We start from the raw sequence: 19,085 nt of genomic DNA on the forward strand, positions 1-19,085 counted from the left end.
GGGAACCGCCCAGCTCGGCCGAAACGGGAGCCGTCCGGGGGAGCAAGATCACAGGTCGGTGACTTTACTTCCGCCGGTCAGCGCCGTACTCCAGGGTTCTCGGCTGTGAAGAAGATGCTCCCCCTGCTGGGCCCGCTGGGCCTCCTCGCGGCGCTCGTCGCCTTCCTCGTCGAGGACGACGCCTCGGTCCGGTCCCGGATACTCGGACCCGTGCTGGCGTTCGCGCTCGGCTACGCGGTGCCCCGGGTGTCCGCGGAGATCTGGGTCCTGCTGACCGGACGGCTCGGCGGCAAGCGCAAGCTGCTGGTCACCATCGGCACCGGCCGGGTGGTCGCCGAAGCGGTGCTCGGCGGGGTGCTGGTCCAGCTCCGCCCGTTCCCGACCGCGCTGCACGTCTTCTGGACGATCGCGTCCGGTCGGCTGGTACGGCTGCGGCTGTGGCTCTCGGCCGTCCTCCTGACGGCAGGACCGGCCGCGCTCGCTTGGTGGCTCTGGAACTCCGGCCAACGGCACGCGGCCGCCGGCATCGCCCTGGCGCTCATGAGCCGGATCGTCACCGGACTCCGCGATCCGTACTGCTTCGGCTCGCAGCTGCTGAGGCTCCCGTTCCGGCCCTCCTCCGTCCAGCCGGCCTCCGAGTCGGGCCATCTGGCGACGGCGGCGCTCTTCCAGGGCCGGTTCTCCGACGCGGGGGCCGCGGCCCCGCACATGAGGCCCACCGACAACCCCGGGATCACCCGGGCCAAGCTCGCCCTCGGTGCCGGCCGGTACGCGGAGGCGGAGCAGCTCGCCCGGACGGAACTGGCCGAGAAGCAGTCGCCAGGCCTCCTGGTGGAGATCGGTCTGGTGGTCACGAGTGCGGTCGTCTGCGCCGGGGACTCCGGCGAGCTGCCGCGGACCAACGCGCTGCCCCGGCTGATGGCCGCCGTCGGCATGTTCGACGGCGACCCGCGCTCCGTGGACGTGACCGTCCCCGCCGCGATCGACCTGGCCCGCTGGGAGGGTCGACCGGACGACGCGGTGGCACTCGGGCGCAAGCAGCGCGGACTGCACATGTCCCGTGTCTGGCGGGCCGAGTCGAGCTGTGCCCTGGCCGCCGCGCTCGGCGCCGTCGGCCGCCTCGACGAGGCGCACGAGGCGCTGTCCCGGGCCCGGAGGGAATGCCCGGAGCTGGCCCGGACCGCCTTGGTCGCACGGCAGCTGGACGACTGGTCCGCCGCCCTCCCGGTGGAGGTCCGCTAGGAACTGGGCCCCGACCAGCCGATGTCCCGCAGCCGCGGGCGGGTGAAGCCCCAGACGCCGGCGCCGGTGAGGCCCTCGCGGACGGCCACCAGTTCGGGGCGCTGGAACAGCGGCACCGAGTGGCCGAGCTGCCAGATCCGCACATCGGTCTCCTGGATCAGGGCGCGGCGGGCGTCCGGGTCGGGCTCGGCGGCGGCCCGGTCGAAGAGGCGGTCGATCTCCTCCGTGCCGGCCCGGGCGTAGTTGCTGCCGGGAACCGGCGTGCCGTCCGGGCCGGGGCGGGGCTTGGCGTAGACGGGCCGCTGCTCCCCGGCCGGACCGGGGCCGGCCGGCCAGGAGAACAGGGCGAGGTCGAAGTCCCCGGTGACCAGGCGGTCGCGGACGAAGGCGTCCTGCGGGGCCTCGGCCACCCGGACGGCCGCCCCGGCCGTGCCGAGGTCGGCCGCCACCGCGTCGGCCGCCCGCCGGAGGGTTGCCGAGCCGGCCGGGACCAGCAGGGTCAGGGCCAGCGGACGACCGTCCCTGGCCCGGGTGCCGCCCTCGGCGGGCCGCCGCCAGCCGGCCGCGTCCAGCATCCGCCCGGGGTCGGCGGTGCCCAGCGCGTCGGCGTTGTCCCGGTAGCCCGCCTGGTCGCCGGTCAGCAGGTGGTGGCCGAGGGGGGCGGCGGGCAGGCCGAGCGGGGTGAGCGCGGCGTCGGCGGCGTGCCGCCGGTCGACGGCGCGGGCCAGGGCGCGGCGCAGCGCCGGGTCGGTGAGCGGCTCCCGGGCGGCGTTGAGCGTCAGCTGGGTGAGGCCGGTCCCGGCGGCCCGGTGCAGGGTGGTGCCGGGCAGGGCCCCGGCCCGGCGGACCGCCTCGGCGGCGTCCGCTCCGGCGCGGTCGACGGCGGTGGTCAGCGGGGCGAGGTCCAGCCGGCCCTCGGCCAGCCCGGGGCCGCGCTGCTCGGCGGGGGTGGCCAGGAAGTCGATCCGGTCGGCCTTGGCCGGCTCGCCCCACCAGTACGGGTTGCGGACCAGGGTGGCCCGTCCGCCGGCCGGGTCGTAGCCGGAGACCAGGAAGGGGCCGGCCGTCGGGTGGGCGGTGCCGCCGGGCAGCGGGCGGCCGAAGGCGGCGGCGGTGCCGGTCTCGGCGGCGGGGTAGAGCGGGCCGAACAGGGCGCGCCACTCGCCGTAGGGCTGCCGGAAGGTGACCTTGACCTCGTGCGGGTCGGCGCCCTGGACGATCGAGTCGATGGCCGCGTACCCGGCGGGCCGGACGGCGCCGTAGGCGGGGTCCAGGCCGGACAGCGCGGCCCGCTGGGCGATGAAGTCGGCGGCGGAGAGCGGGGTGCCGTCGCTCCAGACCGCGCGCGGGGCGAGGTGGTAGGTGACCACCTGGGGCAGTTGTCCGGGCGGGGTGGCCTCGGCGGCGGTCAGGTAGTCCTCGTCGGGGGTCCACTCGCCGTGCGCGTCCGGCCGGAACAGCGCCGGGTAGAGGGCGTGCGCCAGCAGCGCGGAGTCGGCGGTGGCGGCGGGCTGGTAGACGTTCAGGGTGGCCGGTACGGCGTCGACGGCCCAGCGCAGGGCGCCGCCGTCGCGGACGGCGGCCCGGTCGGGCGGGCGGACGTCGCCGGTGACGACCGCGGGCGCGGGCGGCGCGGGGTCGGGGGTCCGGGCGGTGCGGGCGACCGGGCCGGGGCCGCCGAGGCAGCCGGAGGTGGCACCGAGGGCGAGCAGCAGCGCGGCGGCTGCGACGGGGAGGCGGGCGCGCATGGCGGCCATGGAACGCCGCCGCCCGGCCCCCGGCGGCGGCGACACGGCGGCCGGCCGGGTGCGGCACCCGATCGGCGGTACGGCCGGGTGACCCGGCTGTCCGGCCGTACGGCCGCGCGGCCGCGCGGCCGGGGTGGCCGGGGTGGCCGGGGCCCCGTTCCCTACAGGCCCAGCTCGAACCAGACGATCTTGCCCTTGGGGGTGCGGCGGCTGCCCCAGCGCTCCGCGAGCAGGCTGACCAGCTGCAGGCCGCGCCCGCCCTCGTCGGTCTCGTGGGCGCGCCGCTGCCGGGGCTGGGCGTAGCCGTCGTCCCAGACCTCGCACACCATGGTCCGGTCGCGCAGCAGCCGCAGCCGGATCTCGCCCCGGCCGTGCCGCAGCGCGTTCGTGACCAGTTCGCTGACCAGCAGCTCGGTGGTGTCGACCAGCTCGTCCAGGCCCCGGGCCAGCAGCCAGCTGCAGGCGGCCTCGCGGGCCTTGGCCACCGAGGTGGGCTCGGGCGGCAGGAACCACTGGCCGACGGCGTCCGCGGGGAAGGCGTGCACCCTGGCCATCAGCAGGGCGATGTCGTCCTCGCCGTGGTGCGGGTTGAGCTCGCCGAGGACGTGGTCGCAGAGGTCCTCCAGGCTCTTGCCGTCGGCGGAGAGCGCGGTGCGGAAGGCCTTCAGTCCCTCGTCCAGCTGGTGCTTGCGGCTCTCCACCAGACCGTCGGTGTAGAGGCCGAGCACGGCGCCGTCCGGCAGGGTCAGCTCGACCTCCTCGAAGGGCTCGCCACCGACGCCGAGCGGCAGGCCCGGCGGCACGTCCAGCATCCGGGCGCTCTCGCCGGGGCTGAGCAGCACCGGCGGGAGGTGGCCGGCGTTGGCGAAGACGCAGCGCCGGGTGACGGCGTCGTAGACCGCGTAGACGCAGGTCGCCAGGTAGACCTCGCGGGCCTCCTCGTCGGCGGTGGAGGTGAGCCGTCCGTACGGGGTGGAGCGGGCGGCCGGCGCGGTGTCGTCGCCGAGGCCGCGGGCGATCTCGTCCAGGGCGGTGAGCACCTCGGCCGGGTCGAGGTCGAGCATGGCGAGGGTGCGGACGGCGGTGCGCAGCTGGCCCATGGCGACGGCGGCGCGCAGGCCGCGGCCCATCACGTCGCCGATGACCAGGGCGGTGCGGTTGCCGGGCAGCGGGATGACGTCGAACCAGTCGCCGCCGACCTCGGTGTTGTTGTTGCTGGGAAGGTAGCGGCAGGCGATCTCCAGGCCGCTGGCGGCCGGGTTGCCCGGGGGCAGCAGGCTGCGCTGGAGGATCAGCGCGCGTTCGTGCTCGCGGCGGTAGAGCCGGGCGTTGTCGATGCAGACGGCGGCGCGGGCGACGAGCTCCTCCGCGATGGCGACGTCGCGGGCGTCGAAGGGCTCGCTGCCGATCGCCCGGGAGAGCTGGACCAGGCCGAGCACCTGGTCGCGGGCGACCAGCGGGACGATCAGGGTGGAGCGCAGCAGCGGGTCGGGGCCGGGCTCGGGGACGACGCTGCGGCCGGTGCGCAGGGCCCGGGCGTGCGGGGAGCGGCGGGGGTAGCAGAGGGTGCCGCCGGCCTCGGCGATGGGCAGGCCGGTGACCGAGCCGAGCACCGAGGAGGCGCCGCCGACCACGCTGGAGACGGCGACCCGGCGCAGTTCGCCGCTGCCGTCGGTGAGCACGGTGTCGCCGAGCCGGCCGGCGCTGGGCACCGTCTCGCCGGAGAGCAGCGCGGTGTACAGGTCGACGGTGGCGAGGTCGCAGAACGGCGGGACGACGACGTCCAGCAGCTCCTTGGCGGTGGTCTCCAGGTCGAGGGTGGAGCCGATGTGGGCACTGGCCTCGTTGAGCAGCGCGAGGTTGCGGCGGACGCCGTCGGCCTCGCGCTCGGCGACGTGCCGGCTGGTGACGTCGGAGACCTGGCCGGCGACACCCATCGGCTGGCCGGCCGCGCCGTTGAGGCGGTAGAGCGAGACGGCCCAGAGCCGGTTGCCCTCGCGGGTCGGGACGGCGGCGTGGAAGCGCAGGTCGAAGACGGGCTCGCCGCTGGCGAGGACCTTGCGCAGGGCGGCCGTGAGGCGGTCGGCCTCGGCGCCGGGGAAGATGTCGTGCGGGGTGAGGCCCTCCAGGTCGGTGGGCGACAGGCCCATTCCGGAGGCGAAGGCGTCGTTGACCCGCTGGAGGCGGAGCCGGTCGTCGAAGAGGACGAAGCCGGTCGGAGTCTGGCCGAAAACCGCCTCCGATGCGGCCAGATCGGTCTCGATCCGGCGGAGCCGGCCGAGGTCGACCGCGAGACAGGTGGCGCCGGCGGTGGGCAGCGCGCTGTCCGGCATCAGGTAGAGCTCGGCGAGCCCCTCGCCGCCGTCCGCGTGCCGGTACGGGGCGGTGCCGACCCATTCCTCGCCCGCGAGGGTGCGCTCCAGCCTGGTCCGGCCGCGCCGCCAGAGCTCGCGCGGCACGAAGGTGGTCACCGGGTCGGCGCCGACCGCCTCGACGGCGGTGACGCCGAAGAACTCGGCCGCCCGCTCGCTCCACTGGCTGATCCGGCCGTCCGGGCCGATGGCGAAGGTGGCGACCCGGATGTAGTCGTAGATCGAACCCGGGTCCCCGGCGCCCCAGCGCTGCCCCTCGGCGGCCGGCCGGGGGGCACGGACGGGGGCGGGCGACTGGTGGGCGGGGACCGGCACGTGTTGGGCGCCGGCCTGCCCGGGTACAGCGGCATGACCGCTGCTGCTCGGCGCATTGCGCGCCGGGGTGCTGTTCAACGGACCGACCCCTCCAAACCCGCGACCGTCCGGATGTCGAGAAGACCGAGTATTCATCATCGAGGGGTACGTTCACACGCCCTCAACATCACAACATCAGATCGGGCGAAGGTTTTTGTCCTACCGCCCGCGCAACCACAATGCCACGCTCGCGCCCCCTACCGGGGCGCGCGCTCCCCCGAGGCCCTCCGGTGGCATATGCAGGGAGTTCTACTCCGCGCCCGGAGTGCCCGGCAGCGCCTGCTCGAACCAGACCACCTTGCCCATCCCCTCGGCCCTGGCACCCCAGTGCAGGGCCAGCCGGGCGACCAGCTCCAGCCCGCGCCCGCCCTCGTCCGCCTCGGCCGCGTGCCGCTCCCGGGGCGGGTCCGGCAACGGGTCCGAGATCTCCACCAGGAGCGTCTCGCCGAGCGTCAGCCGCACCCCGATCGGCGCGCTCGCGTACCGGACGGCGTTCGTGACCAGCTCGCTCACCAGCAGCTCGGCGGTGTCGGTGAGCTGCTCGACGCCCCACTCGGCCAGCGTCGCGCGGACCAGCCGGCGGGCCCGGGAGACGGCGGTCGGCTCCGCGGGCAGGGTCCAGCCCGCCGTCGGGGTGCCCGCCTGCCCGTGGCCGAGCCGGGCCAGCAGCAGGGCCACGTCGTCCGGCTCCCGGCCCTGCTCCATGGTGCCCAGCACCGCCTCGCAGGCCGCCTGGATCGACGCGTACGGCTCCTGGAGCACGGTGACCAGCCGGCCGAGGCCCACGTCCAGGTCCTTGTCCCGGGACTCCACCAGGCCGTCGGTGCACAGCGCCAGCAGGCTGCCCTCGGGGATCTTCAGCTCGACCGCCTCGAACGGGACCCCGCCGACCCCGAGCGGGGCGCCCGACGGCAGCTCCAGGATCCGGCCGGCCCCGCCGGGCAGCGGGCCGCCGGTGCGGGTCGGCCCGTCCGACTCCTCCCCCGGCACCACCAGCACCGGCGGGATGTGGCCGGCCTTGGCGACGGTCAGGGTCGCGGTGGCCGGGTCGAACACCGCGTACACGCAGGTGGCGAGCAGGGCCTCGTCCGGCCCCTGGGCGAGGTCGTCGGCCAGCTCGTGGACGTGCCGCAGCAGCACGTCCGGCGGCAGGTCCAGGGCGGCCAGCACCCGGACGGCGGTGCGCAGCCGCCCCATGGTCGCGGCGGCCCGCAGGCCGTGCCCCATCACGTCGCCGACCACCAGCGCGGTGCGGTCGCCGGGCAGCGGGATGACGTCGAACCAGTCGCCGCCGACCTCGGTGCCGCTGCTGCCGGGCACGTACCGGTAGGCGACCTCGACACCGGTGGGCTGCGGCACCTGCTGCGGCAGCAGGGTGCGCTGGAGGGTGAGGGCGGCGGTGCGCTCCCGGGCGTAGAGCCGGGCGTTGTCCAGCGAGGAGCCCGCCCGGTCCGCCAGCTCGACGGTGAACGCCAGGTCGTCCCGGTCGAAGCCCTCGCGGTAGCCGGCCCGGCTGACCAGCAGCAGTCCGATCACGATGCCCCGTGCCCGCAGCGGCACCACCAGCATCGAGTGCACGCCCAGGTCGTACGCCGCCTGCATCTTCGGGTCGCCGGCGTAGGTGATGTCGCTCAGCTGGTCGGCGCCCGAGAGCAGCTCGGGGACGCCGGTGCGCAGCACCCGGCCGCAGGCGGAGTCCTCGGCGAAGGTGATCCGGGCACCGCGCCGCAGCATCACCTCGACCTCGGGGCCGTCCTGCACGGAGGCCGTGCCGAGCTGGAGCAGCGAGGTGCGGCGGTCGTGTCCGTGCCGGGGCAGATCGTCACCGTGCGCGACGGCCTGGAGCAGGATCACGGCCGCGTGGTCGGTCAGCCTGGGCACCACCGCGCCGGCCAGCTCCTGCGCGATCCGGGAGGCGTCCAGCAGGTCACCGACCCGGGAGCCGAACTCGTTGAGCAGTGACAGCCGACGGCGGGCGTGCTCGACCTTGGCCACCGCGCGGTAACGCTCGGTCACGTCCATCACGGTGCCGGAGATGCCGAGGACCCGCCCGGAGCGGTCGGTCATCCGGCTGTAGGAGATCGAGCGGTACCCGGAGCGGGCGGTGACCGGCGAGGCGAGCGTGACGTCGATGACCGGCTCGCCGGTGGCCAGCACCTGGCGCTGGATCGCGGTGATCTCGTCGGCGGCGCGCTCGGGCAGGGTCTCGCCGGTGGTGCGGCCGACGTGGTCCTCGGGGGCGGCGCCGTTCATCTCGGCGAGGGTCCGGTTGACGGCCGTGTAGCGCAGCTCGGTGTCGAGGATCGCGATGCCCAGCGGGGACTGCTCGAAGAGCGCGTCGCGCACCGCGAGGTCGCGCTCCACCGCCCGGACGGCCGCCGCCTCGGCCAGGTTGACCTGGAGGAACGGGTTGCCGTCGCCGTCGACGAGGAGCGAGATCCGGGCGTCCACCAGCACCGGGACGCCGTCCCGGTCGCGCAGCTCGGCCGGGCCGGACCAGCGGCCGTGGCGCAGGGTGTCCCGGATCGCGGCCCGGATCCGGTCCACCTGGTCCTGGTCGGGGATCAGGTCGTCGATCCGGCGGCCGACCAGCAGCTCGTTGGGCCAGCCGAGCAGTTCCTCGGCGGCCGGGCTCCAGAGCGCCACCCGGCCCGCGGTGTCGAGGATCGCGATGGCCACCTTGACCACGTCGAAGAGGCTGCCGCCGGCCGTCCCGCCGGGGCCGGGCGCGGAGCCGGGGCCGGCCCGCCCCGGGGTCTCCGGGAGGGCGCTCGGCCCGCCGGGGAACGGCCGGCCCGGGCGGCCCCGGACGCCGGCCGGGGCCGCCGGGTCGGGCGCCGCCGGGGGCTGCGCGGGCCGGGCCGCGGGCGGGAGCACGCCCCCGGTGTCGGCCCGGGCGGCCTCCGTCGCGCGGTTCGCGCCGCGGCGCAGCCGGGCGCGGGCGGCGGCGCTCCCCCCGGCGCCCGCCCGGCGTGCTCCCCCACCGCCGTTCCCGCTCTTCGACACCGACGCGGCCTCCGGCTCTGCTCGGGATCGGCGTCGCCGGCTGGGGCGGCTCACCGATGGTGACGAATAGTGCCGAAAAGTGACATACCCAGCAGGACCAAGGCTATCCCGCCCGGCGCGTCGGCCTTTCCGATTACCGGGGCACCGCGCCACGCGTCGCGTCGCGGGGCGGGTCGGGCGGGGGCACAGCGGGGCCGGGCGGGGGCACAGCGGGGCCGGGCGGGGGCGGAGCACGGTGGGGCGCGGTGCGGCCGGCGGGGCTCAGGAGGTGGCGAGGAGACGGGCGACCTCCGGCAGGACCTCGCGGTCGTGCTCCAGCCAGTCGACCTCGCCCAGCTCGGCGGCACCGAGCCAGCGCAGCTCGTCGTGCTCCTGGAGCGGGAGCGGCTCGCCGGAGAGCAGTTCGGCCGCCCAGAGCCGCAGCTCGAGACCGGGCCGCACCAGCCACGCGCCGGGCAGCCGGGTCAGCGCCCGGGCCCGGACGCCCAGCTCCTCCAGCAGCTCGCGCTCCAGCGCCTCGGTCTCGGTCTCACCGGGTTCGGCCTTGCCCCCCGGGAACTCCCAGCGCCCCGCCACCTCGGCGGGCCTGCTGCGCCGCGCGGCGAGCACCCGCCCCCGGTGGATCAGCGCGCCGCCGACGACGATCCGGTTCTCCCCCGCGGGGTCCATGGCCTTGTCCATGGGCCCCGACCCTACGACGTGCGGTTCAGTCGTGCGGCCCACGTGCCCGGGAGTCCCCGGCGGGCTCGGCCTCGACCCAGTACAGCTGTTTGTGGCCGCGCGCCTCGAACTCGGCCGCCACCTTCTCGGCCGCCTCCCGCCCGATCCCCCCGACGACCCGGAAGCGCTGACCGTTGTCGTCCTGCCGCATCACCCGAAAGGTGTCCATGGGCCCAGGCTAGGGCGTGCCCGCGCGGGCACGCCGGGCCCCGCCCCGGCCCGCGTGGGGGTCGGGTCGGGGCGGGGCTGCACGGGACACTACGCCCCGTTCGCTACCGGCCGGTACGGGGGCTGTTAACAACCGGTTAGCCGGGGGCGGCGCCGCGACCGGGCCCGGGATCAGACCCGGATGTCCGCGGCCCGTTCGCCGGTCGACAGCCCCAGCGCGCGCCGGATGTCCACGGCCAGCCTGCCGCTCTTGACGGAGAACGCGTGCGCCTTGCCCACCTCGCGCTCCAGCTCGGCGGGGTCCGCGGCCCTGGCCGCGGCGTCCCAGGCGTTGGCGGCGTCCAGCGTGACCGCGCCCAGCTCGATCAGCTTGCTCCTGGCGCCCTCCGGCCAGTCGATCCCGGTGGCGGACAGCTCGGCGACCTCCTTGCGGCAGGCCGCGGCCATCGCCTTCACCCACTGGTGGTAGTCGGCCGGCGCCTCGGCGACCTCCTGCTCCGGCTCGGCGTACAGGGCCTTGTTGTAACCGAGCACCGCGTCCAGGTAGGTGCGCTGGGCCTGGGTGAGCTTGGTCCGGTCGGTGCGGACGCTGCCGCTGTGCGCCTGCCGCTCGTCCTGGAAGGTGCAGGTCACCCGGCGGTCGCCGGTCATCCAGCCGCGGACGCTCGGGTAGTAGTAGTACCCGTCCACCCCCTCGGGGACCAGCCAGGAGTCGAACGCGTAGTCGTCGCGCACCGGGCCGCAGAGCTTCTCGGCGTTCCGGCCCATCTCGGCACCGCTGGGGTACTGGTCGTCCCGGCCCGTCGGAAGGACGACGGTGCCCGCGACCTCGGCGTGGTGCGGCGCGGTGCAGGGCACCACCCGGACCCAGTAGACGCCGGTGGACCCGGGGTCCCCGCTCAGCGGCGGCTGGTCGAAGCAGTCGCCGACCTGGAGGTCGTTGACGGACACCGAGCCCTTCGGCCCGTGCCGGGCGTCGCCGTACCGCTCCTCGTCGAAGCCGATCGCGGCCAGCCCGATGAACGCGATCAGGGAGACGATCAGCGACAGGACGCCGACGACCAGGCCGGAGACCGCGAGGCCGCGGCCCTTCTCGTTGCGCCGGGGGATCTGGACCAGCGCGACCACCGCGAAGACCAGCGCCAGCGGCCACAGGCAGAACAGGGCGGTGACCAGCGAGGCGATCGCGAAGCCGTTGGTGCGGGTGGGGGCGGCCGGGTAGGGGAAACCGGGCTGGAAGCCGCTCTGGGCGGCGGGGGTGACGGCGGCCCAGCCGGTCGGCTGCGGCGCGGCCGGGCCGGGGACGGGCGGGCCGGGGACGGGCGGCGGCACGTCGGCGGGGGCCGCCCAGGGGTCGGCGGCGGACGGCGGCACCGGGCCGACGGCGGGGACGGGGGCGTCGGCCGGAGTGGGAGCGACGGGCGGAGCCGCCGGGGCGGGGGCCGTCCAGGGGGCGGGCTCGGGCGCGGGCTCGGCTGCGGGCTCGGGCGCGGGCTCGGCCGCGGGGGCGGGCGCGGCGACAGGCTCGGCCGCGAAGGCCGGCTCCGGCGCGGCGACCGGCCCCGGCTCGGGCGTGGGCGTGGGCGCCGGGACGACGGCAGCGTCGGACTCGGGCTTGGACACGTGCGGACTCCCCCGGCCCGCGGGCGGCGGGCGGCAACTCGGCAGGACGACCCGAGGTGCCCGCGGACGAAGCCCGGTGGCCCGTCGGGTACGGGAACAGGCGCGCGACTCTACCGGATCCGGTGGAACACCCACCCGCGATTTCCCGCCCCACGAACGACCCCCGCACCGCACCGCCCGCGCCGGGTGCGGACCCGGCGTCAGCGCCGGGCCAGCACCTCCCCGTGCAGCATCGCGAACCACCCGTCCCCGGCCGCCGCCCACTCCCGCCAGGCGGCCGCGATCCGGGCCAGTTCGGCCTCGTCCGCGAAGCCCTCGGCCAGCGCCGCCCGGGCGATGCCGGAGCCCGTGATGCGCTCGGCCCACATCCCGCCCCACCAGTCGCGCTGCTCGGGCGTCGCGTACGTCCAGGTGCTCGACGTCGCGGTGATCTCGGTGAATCCGGCCTCCCGGGCCCAGGACAGCAGCCGCCGCCCGGCGTCCGGCTCGCCGCCGTTGTGCCGGGCGATCCGCTCGTACAGCTCCAGCCAGCGGTCCAGCCCGGGCGCCTCCGGGTACCAGGTCATGCTGGCGTAGTCGACGTCCCGGACCGCGACCACGCCTCCCTCCGCGGTGACCCGGCGCAGCTCGCGCAGCGCCCCCACCGGGTCGGCCACGTGCTGCAGCACCTGATGGGCGTGCACCACGTCGAACTCCCCGTCCGGGTACGACAGCCGGTGCACGTCGGCGACCTCGAACACGACGTTGGACAGACCGCGGCCGGCCACGTACCGGGCGGCCTCCGCCAGCACGTCGGCGGAGGCGTCCGCGGCCACCACCCGGCCGGTCGGGCCGACCAGCTCGGCCAGGTCGGCGGTGATGGTGCCCGGTCCGCAGCCGATGTCCAGCACCACCTGCCCGGGCCGCAGGTGCCCGCGCAGGTAGGCGGCGGAGTTGTCGACCGTCCGGGAGCGGTGCGAGCGCAGCACCGGCTCCTGGTGGCCATGGGTGTAGACGGCGTTCTTCGGTGCGGTCATGGTGCTCCCCCTCGGGATCTGCCGTTCCTCGATGTCTCCGACGCTACTCCTCGTACCGCATCTCGAGAAGATTCGTCTCACATAGCGGTCGCGTGGCCGGATCCGGGACACCCCGGCCCGTACCGTGGACGGCACACCCGAACCGCCCCACCGTGAAGGGCTCGCCACCATGACCGGCCCCCGCCCCTTCGTCCTGCTGAGCGCCGCCATGTCCCTGGACGGCTTCCTCGACGACGCCTCGCCCGAGCGGCTGCTGCTCTCCGGAGCGGCCGACTTCGACCGGGTGGACGCCGAGCGGGCCGCCGCCGACGCCGTCCTGGTCGGCGGCAACACCCTGCGCGCGGACAACCCGCGACTGCTGGTCAACGACCCCGGGCGGCGGGCCGCCCGGACGGCGGCCGGGCGGCCCGCGTACCCGCTGAAGGTGACCCTCAGCGCGAGCGGCCGGCTGGACCGTTCGCTGCGGTTCTGGCACACCGGCGGCGAGCGGCTCGCCTACACCACGGACGCCGGCGCCGCCGTGCTGCGCCCCGGGCTGGCCGGGCTGGCCGAGGTGGTCGCGCTCGGTCCGGCCGTGGACCTGGGCGCGGTGCTGGACGACCTCGGCGCGCGCGGGGTGCGGCGGCTGATGGTCGAGGGCGGCAGCGGGGTGCACACCCAGTTCCTGTCCCAGGGGCTGGCGGACGAGCTCCATCTGGTGGTGGCGCCGCTGCTGGTCGGGCAGCCGGGCGCGCCCCGGTTCGTCGGGGCGGCGGACTTCCCCGGCGGCCCCGGCCGTCGGATGCGGCTGCTGGAGGCCCGTACGGTGGGCGATGTCGTCCTGCTCAGGTACGCCCCGAAGGAGCCCGCCCCGTGACCGAGCCGCACCACGCCACCGAGCCCGGCCCCGCGGCCGGCGCCGCAGCCGAGCCGGACGCAGCCGCCGGGCCCGGCGCCGCAGCCGCGCCCGGCGCCGATCTCGCGTTCCTGCGCCGGGCGGTGGAGCTCTCCCGCCGCTGCCCGCCCTCGCGGACGGCGTTCTCGGTCGGCGCGGTGGTGGTCGCCGCCGACGGCACGGTGCTGGCCGAGGGCTTCAGCCGCGAGGTGGACGGCCACGACCACGCCGAGGAGGCCGCCCTCGCCAAGCTCCCGGCCGGCGACCCCCGACTGCGCGGCGCGACCGTCTACAGCTCGCTGGAGCCCTGCGGGCAGCGCGCCTCCCGTCCGGTGCCGTGTGCCGAACTGCTGATCGCGGCCGGCGTCCCCCGGGTGGTGGTGGCCTGGCGCGAGCCGTCCACCTTCGTCGCCGAGACCCGGGGCGCCGGGCTGCTGGAGACGGCCGGCGTCGAGGTGGTCGAGCTGCCGGAGCTGACCGAGGAGGCCCGCGCGGTCAACGCGCACCTGCTCGACTGAGGCCCGGCGACGGTCTCCGGGGGATCTTTTGTATCCTTGTTGAACAATCGGCTCGCGTTTTCGCGTGCCCCCTCACCCCCGGACGGAGCCGCCCCGTGCCCACGACCTTCACCCCCCGCGCCCTGCTGCTGGACATGGACGGCACCCTGGTCGACTCGGACGCCGTGGTCGAACGCTGCTGGAGCGGCTGGGCCCGGGAGCACGGCCTCGACCCGGCCGAGGTGCTGCGCACCGCCCACGGCCGCCAGGGCCACGCCACCATGGCCGTCCTGCTGCCCGACCGCCCGGTGGAGCTCAACCTCGCGGACAACGAGCGGATGCTCGCCGCCGAACGGGCCGACACCGAGGGCGTCGTCCCGGTCCCCGGTGCCGCCGCCTTCCTCGCCGCCCTGGCCGGCCGGCCGCACGCCCTGGTGACCTCCGCCGACGCCCCGCTCGCCCGGGTCCGGATGGCGGCCGCCGGCCTCGAACTGCCGCGGGTCCTGATCACCGCCGAGTCCGTGGGCGCCAGCAAGCCCGACCCCGAGGGCTTCCTCAAGGGCGCCGCCGCACTCGGCTTCGCCCCCGGCGACTGCCTCGCCTTCGAGGACTCCGGGGCCGGCATCGCGGCCGCCCGGGCCGCCGGCGTCCCGGTCGTCGGCGTCGGGCCCCGCGCGGTCGGCCACCACCCCGCGGCGCACGCCGCCACCCTGGAGTCCGTCACCGTCGCCGCGGGCCCGGACGACACCCTCACCGTCACCGTCGCCTGACCTCGGCGGTGGGGCCGGTGCCGCCCGGCACCGGCCCCACCACCCGCCCCTCGCCCCTCGCCCCTCGCTTCAGCGGCGGGCGCGGTCCGCCAGCCAGCCCGCCATCGCCCGCACCCCGACCCCGATCGCCCGCTCGTCCGGCTCGAAGGTCTCGTAGTGCGGGTAGCTCGTCTCGATCCCGGCCCCCGGGGTGCGCACCCCGAGGAAGGTGTACGTGCCCGGGACCCGCTCCAGGAACAGCGCGAAGTCCTCCCCGTTGAACGGGAACGCGGTGCGGTTCACCGTGACCGCGCCGGCGCCGAACTCGCACCGCAGCCGCCGCGCCAGCGCGTTCGCCGCGTCCGCCGGGCAGAGCAGCGCCGGGAACGGGTCGCGCGGGTACGTGACCACCGCCCCCGGGTACGTCAGCGCCAGCCGGCGGATCTCCTCCCGCACCTCGGCGTCCCGCTCCGGCGGCCAGCACCGGAACTTCGCCTCGACGACCGGGCGTCCCTCGGCGTCCGGGGCCGGCGCCACCCGCGCGCCGGTCACCAGGAACCGGGCCAGCGGTCCGTCCGGCGTCCGCACGTCCCGGACCATGGCCTCCAGGGCCGCGGGGTCCTGCGGCAGCGGCACCGTGCCGAGCGCGGTGATCGCGCCCGCCAGCCGGGCCGCCGCCGCGGCCGCGTCCGGCCCGCCGAGCGCGATGTTCACCCAGTCCTGGCCCGGGAGCCCGCTGCCCGGCGTCACGGCGAACCCGCCGACCGGGTAGGGGCCGGTGTGCAGCGCGTGGATCTCCTCGACCCCGGTCCGCTCCAGCCACCCCTGCGCGATCATCGCCCGGGCACCCACCAGGCCCTCCTCCCCCGGCTGGAAGAAGAAGACCACCGTGCCGCTCAACCGCTGCCGCAACCGGGCCAGCGTCAGCGCCACACCCACCCCGACCGCGGTGTGGATGTCGTGCCCGCAGGCGTGCGCCGCCGGGCGCCCCGGCCTGGGCGGCATGATCCCGTCGCCCGGCACCGCGTCCATGTCCGCCCGGTAGGCCACCGTCCGGCCCGGCCGCGCACCGCGCAGCACCGCGACCACGCCGTACCCGGGCGCCACCGTCCCGTCCGGCAGGGTGGCCCCGCCGACGCCGGTGGTCACCTCCAGCCCCGCCGCCCGCAGCCGCCGCGCGACCTCCCCGGAGGCGTACGCCTCCGCGCCCGTGGTCTGCGGGTTGGCGTGCAGCGCCCGCCGCAGCGCGACCAGTTCACCGTCCAGCCGTGCCGCCGCGGCGTCCACCGCCGCCTGGTCGACCGGGTTCCGCCGCCCCACCGGCTCCGCCGAGGCCGCCGCCCCGGAGGCCATCACCACGGCCCCGGCCCCGGCCGCCGCCGCCCCACCGAGCACCGCCCGCCGACTCGGCCCGTAACCCGTCACGTTCTCCATCAGTCCCCCGTGATCCGATCGATGTGACAGTCAGTCAATCAGCCGACCACATGCACCGGTCAAGACCCGGCAGCCCCATTGACAACACCGGACCCACCGGGTGAATCACGTGTCGTTGTCAGCCCTGAAGTCCGAACGTACAATTTCTTGTACCTGACTGAGGAGGCAACCATGAAGACGATGACCTACTCGGAGTCCCGCGCCCGCTACGCCGAGGTGCTCAACGCGGTGGTCGACGACCGCGAGGAGATAGTGATCACCCGCGCCGGCCGCGAGCCCGTCGTCATCGTCTCCCTGGAGGACTACCAGTCCCTCAAGGAGACCGCCTACCTGCTGCGCAGCCCCGCCAATGCGCGCCGCCTGCTGGCCGCCATCGACGAGCTGGAGAACGGCGGCGGGACGGTGCGCGAGCTGGCGGACCCGGAGTGAAGATCACCTTCGCCCCCCAGGCCTGGGAGGACTACCTCTGGTGGCAGGCACAGGACCGCAAGATCCTCAAGCGCATCAACACTCTCATCGCCGATGTCGCGCGCAACGGCAACGAGGGGATCGGGAAGCCCGAGCCGCTCAAACACGGCTTCCAGGGCTACTGGTCCCGCCGCATCAACGACGAGCACCGGCTCATCTACAAGGCCACCGAGGACGCGATCCTCGTCGCCCAGTGCCGTTACCACTACGACAGCTGACCCGAACGACGCCGCCCGGCCCGCTTGCACAGCGGGCCGGGACCGCCGATCAGTAGCGGTACCGGGCCGCCAGAACCTTAATCGGTGAAGTCCTCCCGGCCCTCACGATCTCGATGGCGCCGTGGTCCTCATTGACCTTCTTGATCAACGGGATAGAGATCCCTGCGGGCCTCGCTCGCGGTGATGGACACGGCACGTACCCCTTCGACCGACGAGTGGTACTGAACAACGTATCGCTCGATCGGGAGCCCGGGCCGAATCGGCGGCAGACCGAGGCCCCGGAGGCCGGACCGAGTCGACGCGGAAGCAGGAGGGGCCGGACCCCGTGAAGTCCGACCCTCCCGGCATTGTGTACACATGGGACACTAGGTACTCTTGAGCGCATGATGCAACCGCTGCCCATAGAGTCCATCCGCGACGTGCGTGCCCACCTCGCCGAGGTCGTGGAGCGCGCGGATCGCGACGACGTGCCCACGGTGATCACACGCCGAGGCAAGGAGGTCGCCGCCGTCGTTTCCATCGAGGTGCTGCGCAAGTACCAGGAATGGGAGGAGCGCGAGATCAACCGGATCATCGACGAGCGCATGGCCAACCCCGCACCCGGCGTCCCGATCGAGGACATCATGAGGGAAACGCTGGCGCGCAGTGAGTGAGTACCGGACCGTCTTCCGCCCCGAGGCGCAGGCCGAACTCCGGAAGATCCCTCGCGACATGGCTCTGCGCATCCTGGCCAGGCTGACCGGGCTGGAGGCCGACCCCCTCGGCTTCACCACCACCGCGCTCGTCTCCCAGCCCGAGCGCCGCCGCCTGCGCGTCGGCGACTACCGCGTCGTCTACACGATCGACAACGGAGAGCTGGTGGTCTGGGTCGTTCACGTGGGACACCGGTCCACTGTCCACGACACCTGATCACCACCGGCCGCACGCCGGGGGATCCAGCACAGCAACGGCGAAGGGGTCGGACCCGGTCGGGCCCAACCCCTTCTGAACTGCATGTCCGCCACGTCAGTGACGTGACGCCGTGTCATCCGCTCACACGTTGAAGCGGAACTCCACGACGTCGCCGTCCTGCATGACGTACTCCTTGCCCTCGATGCGGGCCTTGCCCTTGCTGCGGGCCTCGGCGATGGAGCCGCAGGCGACCAGGTCGTCGAAGGAGATGATCTCCGCCTTGATGAAGCCCTTCTGGAAGTCGGTGTGGATCACACCGGCGGCCTCGGGGGCGGTCGCGCCCTTCTTGATGGTCCAGGCCCTGGTCTCCTTGGGGCCCGCGGTGAGGTAGCTCTGCAGGCCGAGGGTCTCGTAGCCGACCCGGCCGAGAGTGGCCATGCCGGTCTCCTCCTGGCCCATGGACTGGAGGAGCTCCAGCGCCTCGTCCTCGTCCATGCCGATCAGCTCGGACTCGATCTTGGCGTTCAGGAAGATCGCCTCGGCGGGGGCGACCAGGGCGCGCTGGGCCTCCTTGAACTCCTCGTCGACCAGCTCGTCCTCGTCGACGTTGAACACGTAGAGGAAGGGCTTGGTGGTGAGCAGGTGCAGCTCGCGCACCGAGGAGGCGTCGAAGCCCGCCTCGAAGAGGGTCTTGCCGGTCTCCAGGATCTTCTGGGCGGCCTCGGCGGCGGCCAGCGTGGCGGCCGACTCCTTCTTGAGGCGGGCCTCCTTCTGGAGCCGCGGCAGCACCTTCTCGATCGACTGGAGGTCGGCGAGGATCAGCTCGGTGTTGATGGTCTCGATGTCGTCCTTCGGCGAGACCTTGCCGTCGACGTGCACCACATCGGGGTCGACGAAGGCGCGGATGACCTGGCAGATCGCGTCCGACTCACGGATGTTCGCCAGGAACTTGTTGCCCAGACCCTCACCGACCGAGGCGCCGCGCACGATGCCGGCGATGTCCACGAAGTCCACGGTCGCCGGGAGGATGCGCTGCGAGCCGAAGATCTCGGCGAGCTTGTTCAGCCGGGCGTCCGGGACGCCGACGACGCCGACATTGGGCTCGATGGTGGCGAACGGGTAGTTGGCCGCCAGCACGTCGTTCTTGGTCAGGGCGTTGAACAGGGTCGACTTGCCGACGTTCGGCAGGCCGACGATTCCGATCGTGAGCGACATGAAGCGCAGTCCCGGGGCTTGGAGGAGTTGGGCCGGCCCGCTCGCCGGACCGATCCCCCAGTCTACGGGCAGCGGCTCAGGCGTCCGCCGCCGCCGGCGAGGGCTCCAGGAACTCCAGGCGGTTGCCGAGCCGGTCGCTGGAGTGGAACCTGCGGTGCCCGGGCAGGTTGTCGTCCCAGACCACCTCGTGGCCGTGGGCGGCCAGCCGCTCGGCGAGGGCGTCCAGGTCGCCGATCTGGAAACCCGGGTGCCCCTTGCGGGACGGCCGGAAGTCCGGCACCACCCCGAGGTGCACCTCCACCCCGCCGCCGCGGAACCAGCAGCCGCCGCGCGCGGCCAGCACCGGGGGCTTCGCCAGCTCCGTCATGCCGAGCACCCCGTGCCAGAAGGCGCGGCACTCGTCCTCGGCCCCCGCCGGGATGTCGAGCTGGACGTGGTGGAGCCGTTCGAAGGCGAATCCGCTGGTCATGCACTCCCCCGAGTGTGATCG

General features: G+C 75.1%; 16 protein-coding genes and 1 pseudogene. 7 read left to right on the forward strand and 10 right to left on the reverse strand.

Annotation, left to right across the window (positions count from 1 at the left end; translation table 11 throughout):
* Positions 1–105: 105 nt before the first annotated feature.
* Positions 106–1,242 carry a hypothetical protein gene (locus BLU95_RS16515; protein WP_093860692.1) on the forward strand — a complete coding sequence of 379 codons (1,137 nt, stop codon included), beginning with the start codon at positions 106–108 and terminating at the stop codon, positions 1,240–1,242.
* On the opposite strand, the gene BLU95_RS16520 is transcribed toward BLU95_RS16515, so the two are convergent.
* The 7 genes from BLU95_RS16520 to BLU95_RS16550 form a co-directional block, all read right to left on the reverse strand.
* Positions 1,239–2,990, reverse strand: a complete 1,752-nt coding sequence (locus BLU95_RS16520) for an ABC transporter family substrate-binding protein (RefSeq protein ID WP_159424904.1) — start codon at positions 2,988–2,990, stop codon at positions 1,239–1,241. The genes BLU95_RS16515 and BLU95_RS16520 overlap by 4 nt on opposite strands.
* A 161-nt stretch (positions 2,991–3,151) precedes the next feature.
* Positions 3,152–5,755 (reverse strand): SpoIIE family protein phosphatase, encoded by a 2,604-nt coding sequence (locus tag BLU95_RS16525; protein WP_400745450.1) that lies wholly within the window; start codon positions 5,753–5,755, stop codon positions 3,152–3,154.
* Between the two features lie 210 nt (positions 5,756–5,965).
* The gene (locus tag BLU95_RS16530) at positions 5,966–8,722 is read right to left on the reverse strand and encodes a SpoIIE family protein phosphatase (protein ID WP_231978598.1); all 2,757 of its coding nucleotides are present in this window, start codon (positions 8,720–8,722) and stop codon (positions 5,966–5,968) included.
* Positions 8,723–8,983: 261 nt separating this feature from the next.
* Complete coding sequence (locus BLU95_RS16535; RefSeq protein WP_231978599.1) at positions 8,984–9,403, reverse strand: NUDIX domain-containing protein; 420 nt, start codon at positions 9,401–9,403, stop codon at positions 8,984–8,986.
* 25 nt (positions 9,404–9,428) lie between these two features.
* On the reverse strand, positions 9,429–9,611 hold the full coding sequence (locus BLU95_RS16540; RefSeq protein WP_093860695.1) for a hypothetical protein: 183 nt from the start codon (positions 9,609–9,611) through the stop codon (positions 9,429–9,431).
* A 170-nt stretch (positions 9,612–9,781) separates the two neighbouring features.
* Positions 9,782–11,233 carry a DUF4190 domain-containing protein gene (locus tag BLU95_RS16545; protein ID WP_093860696.1) on the reverse strand — a complete coding sequence of 484 codons (1,452 nt, stop codon included), beginning with the start codon at positions 11,231–11,233 and terminating at the stop codon, positions 9,782–9,784.
* A gap of 200 nt (positions 11,234–11,433) precedes the next feature.
* Positions 11,434–12,249: a methyltransferase domain-containing protein gene (locus BLU95_RS16550; protein WP_093860697.1), complete on the reverse strand. Its 816-nt coding sequence runs from the start codon at positions 12,247–12,249 to the stop codon at positions 11,434–11,436.
* Positions 12,250–12,418: 169 nt separating this feature from the next.
* Between BLU95_RS16550 and BLU95_RS44110 the strand changes: the two are divergent.
* Positions 12,419–13,641 (forward strand): annotated as a pseudogene (locus tag BLU95_RS44110) (dihydrofolate reductase family protein).
* 134 nt (positions 13,642–13,775) lie between these two features.
* Positions 13,776–14,390 carry an HAD-IA family hydrolase gene (locus BLU95_RS16565; protein ID WP_231978778.1) on the forward strand — a complete coding sequence of 205 codons (615 nt, stop codon included), beginning with the start codon at positions 13,776–13,778 and terminating at the stop codon, positions 14,388–14,390.
* A gap of 69 nt (positions 14,391–14,459) precedes the next feature.
* Here BLU95_RS16565 and BLU95_RS16570 read toward each other — a convergent pair whose 3' ends face one another.
* A complete protein-coding gene (locus BLU95_RS16570; protein WP_093860701.1) occupies positions 14,460–15,803 on the reverse strand; it encodes a M20 metallopeptidase family protein in 1,344 nt (447 codons plus the stop codon).
* A 171-nt stretch (positions 15,804–15,974) separates the two neighbouring features.
* On the opposite strand from BLU95_RS16570, the gene BLU95_RS16575 reads away from it, so the two are divergent.
* From BLU95_RS16575 to BLU95_RS16590, 4 genes are all read left to right on the forward strand, one after another.
* Positions 15,975–16,232 carry a type II toxin-antitoxin system Phd/YefM family antitoxin gene (locus BLU95_RS16575; protein ID WP_093860702.1) on the forward strand — a complete coding sequence of 86 codons (258 nt, stop codon included), beginning with the start codon at positions 15,975–15,977 and terminating at the stop codon, positions 16,230–16,232.
* Positions 16,229–16,489: a Txe/YoeB family addiction module toxin gene (locus tag BLU95_RS16580; protein ID WP_093860703.1), complete on the forward strand. Its 261-nt coding sequence runs from the start codon at positions 16,229–16,231 to the stop codon at positions 16,487–16,489. The genes BLU95_RS16575 and BLU95_RS16580 overlap by 4 nt, the downstream gene beginning before the upstream one ends.
* A 383-nt stretch (positions 16,490–16,872) precedes the next feature.
* On the forward strand, positions 16,873–17,142 hold the full coding sequence (locus tag BLU95_RS16585) for a type II toxin-antitoxin system Phd/YefM family antitoxin (RefSeq protein WP_093860704.1): 270 nt from the start codon (positions 16,873–16,875) through the stop codon (positions 17,140–17,142).
* Positions 17,135–17,398, forward strand: coding sequence for a type II toxin-antitoxin system RelE family toxin (locus tag BLU95_RS16590; RefSeq protein ID WP_093860705.1), 264 nt, complete (start codon positions 17,135–17,137; stop codon positions 17,396–17,398). Before BLU95_RS16585 ends, BLU95_RS16590 begins: the two co-directional genes overlap by 8 nt.
* 123 nt (positions 17,399–17,521) lie before the next feature.
* On the opposite strand, the gene ychF is transcribed toward BLU95_RS16590, so the two are convergent.
* Together ychF and BLU95_RS16600 are read right to left on the reverse strand one after the other, a co-directional pair.
* Positions 17,522–18,595 carry a redox-regulated ATPase YchF gene (gene ychF / locus BLU95_RS16595; protein ID WP_093860706.1) on the reverse strand — a complete coding sequence of 358 codons (1,074 nt, stop codon included), beginning with the start codon at positions 18,593–18,595 and terminating at the stop codon, positions 17,522–17,524.
* A gap of 76 nt (positions 18,596–18,671) precedes the next feature.
* Complete coding sequence (locus BLU95_RS16600) at positions 18,672–19,064, reverse strand: VOC family protein (protein ID WP_093860707.1); 393 nt, start codon at positions 19,062–19,064, stop codon at positions 18,672–18,674.
* Positions 19,065–19,085: the final 21 nt, after the last annotated feature.

The organism is Streptomyces sp. TLI_053 (genome assembly GCF_900105395.1).
In the GTDB taxonomy this organism is placed as follows: domain Bacteria; phylum Actinomycetota; class Actinomycetes; order Streptomycetales; family Streptomycetaceae; genus Kitasatospora.

What these genes read in the sequence shown, in the direction of transcription:
- BLU95_RS16600 (WP_093860707.1), bottom strand. Translation starts at nt 19,064, where the DNA reads ATGACCAGCGGATTCGCCTTCGAACGGCTCCACCACGTCCAGCTCGAC.
- BLU95_RS16585 (WP_093860704.1), top strand. Translation starts at nt 16,873, where the DNA reads ATGATGCAACCGCTGCCCATAGAGTCCATCCGCGACGTGCGTGCCCAC.
- ychF (WP_093860706.1), bottom strand. Translation starts at nt 18,595, where the DNA reads ATGTCGCTCACGATCGGAATCGTCGGCCTGCCGAACGTCGGCAAGTCG.
- BLU95_RS16575 (WP_093860702.1), top strand. Translation starts at nt 15,975, where the DNA reads ATGAAGACGATGACCTACTCGGAGTCCCGCGCCCGCTACGCCGAGGTG.
- BLU95_RS16550 (WP_093860697.1), bottom strand. Translation starts at nt 12,249, where the DNA reads ATGACCGCACCGAAGAACGCCGTCTACACCCATGGCCACCAGGAGCCG.
- BLU95_RS16540 (WP_093860695.1), bottom strand. Translation starts at nt 9,611, where the DNA reads ATGGACACCTTTCGGGTGATGCGGCAGGACGACAACGGTCAGCGCTTC.
- BLU95_RS16565 (WP_231978778.1), top strand. Translation starts at nt 13,776, where the DNA reads ATGGACGGCACCCTGGTCGACTCGGACGCCGTGGTCGAACGCTGCTGG.
- BLU95_RS16520 (WP_159424904.1), bottom strand. Translation starts at nt 2,990, where the DNA reads ATGCGCGCCCGCCTCCCCGTCGCAGCCGCCGCGCTGCTGCTCGCCCTC.
- BLU95_RS16570 (WP_093860701.1), bottom strand. Translation starts at nt 15,803, where the DNA reads ATGGAGAACGTGACGGGTTACGGGCCGAGTCGGCGGGCGGTGCTCGGT.
- BLU95_RS16535 (WP_231978599.1), bottom strand. Translation starts at nt 9,403, where the DNA reads ATGGACAAGGCCATGGACCCCGCGGGGGAGAACCGGATCGTCGTCGGC.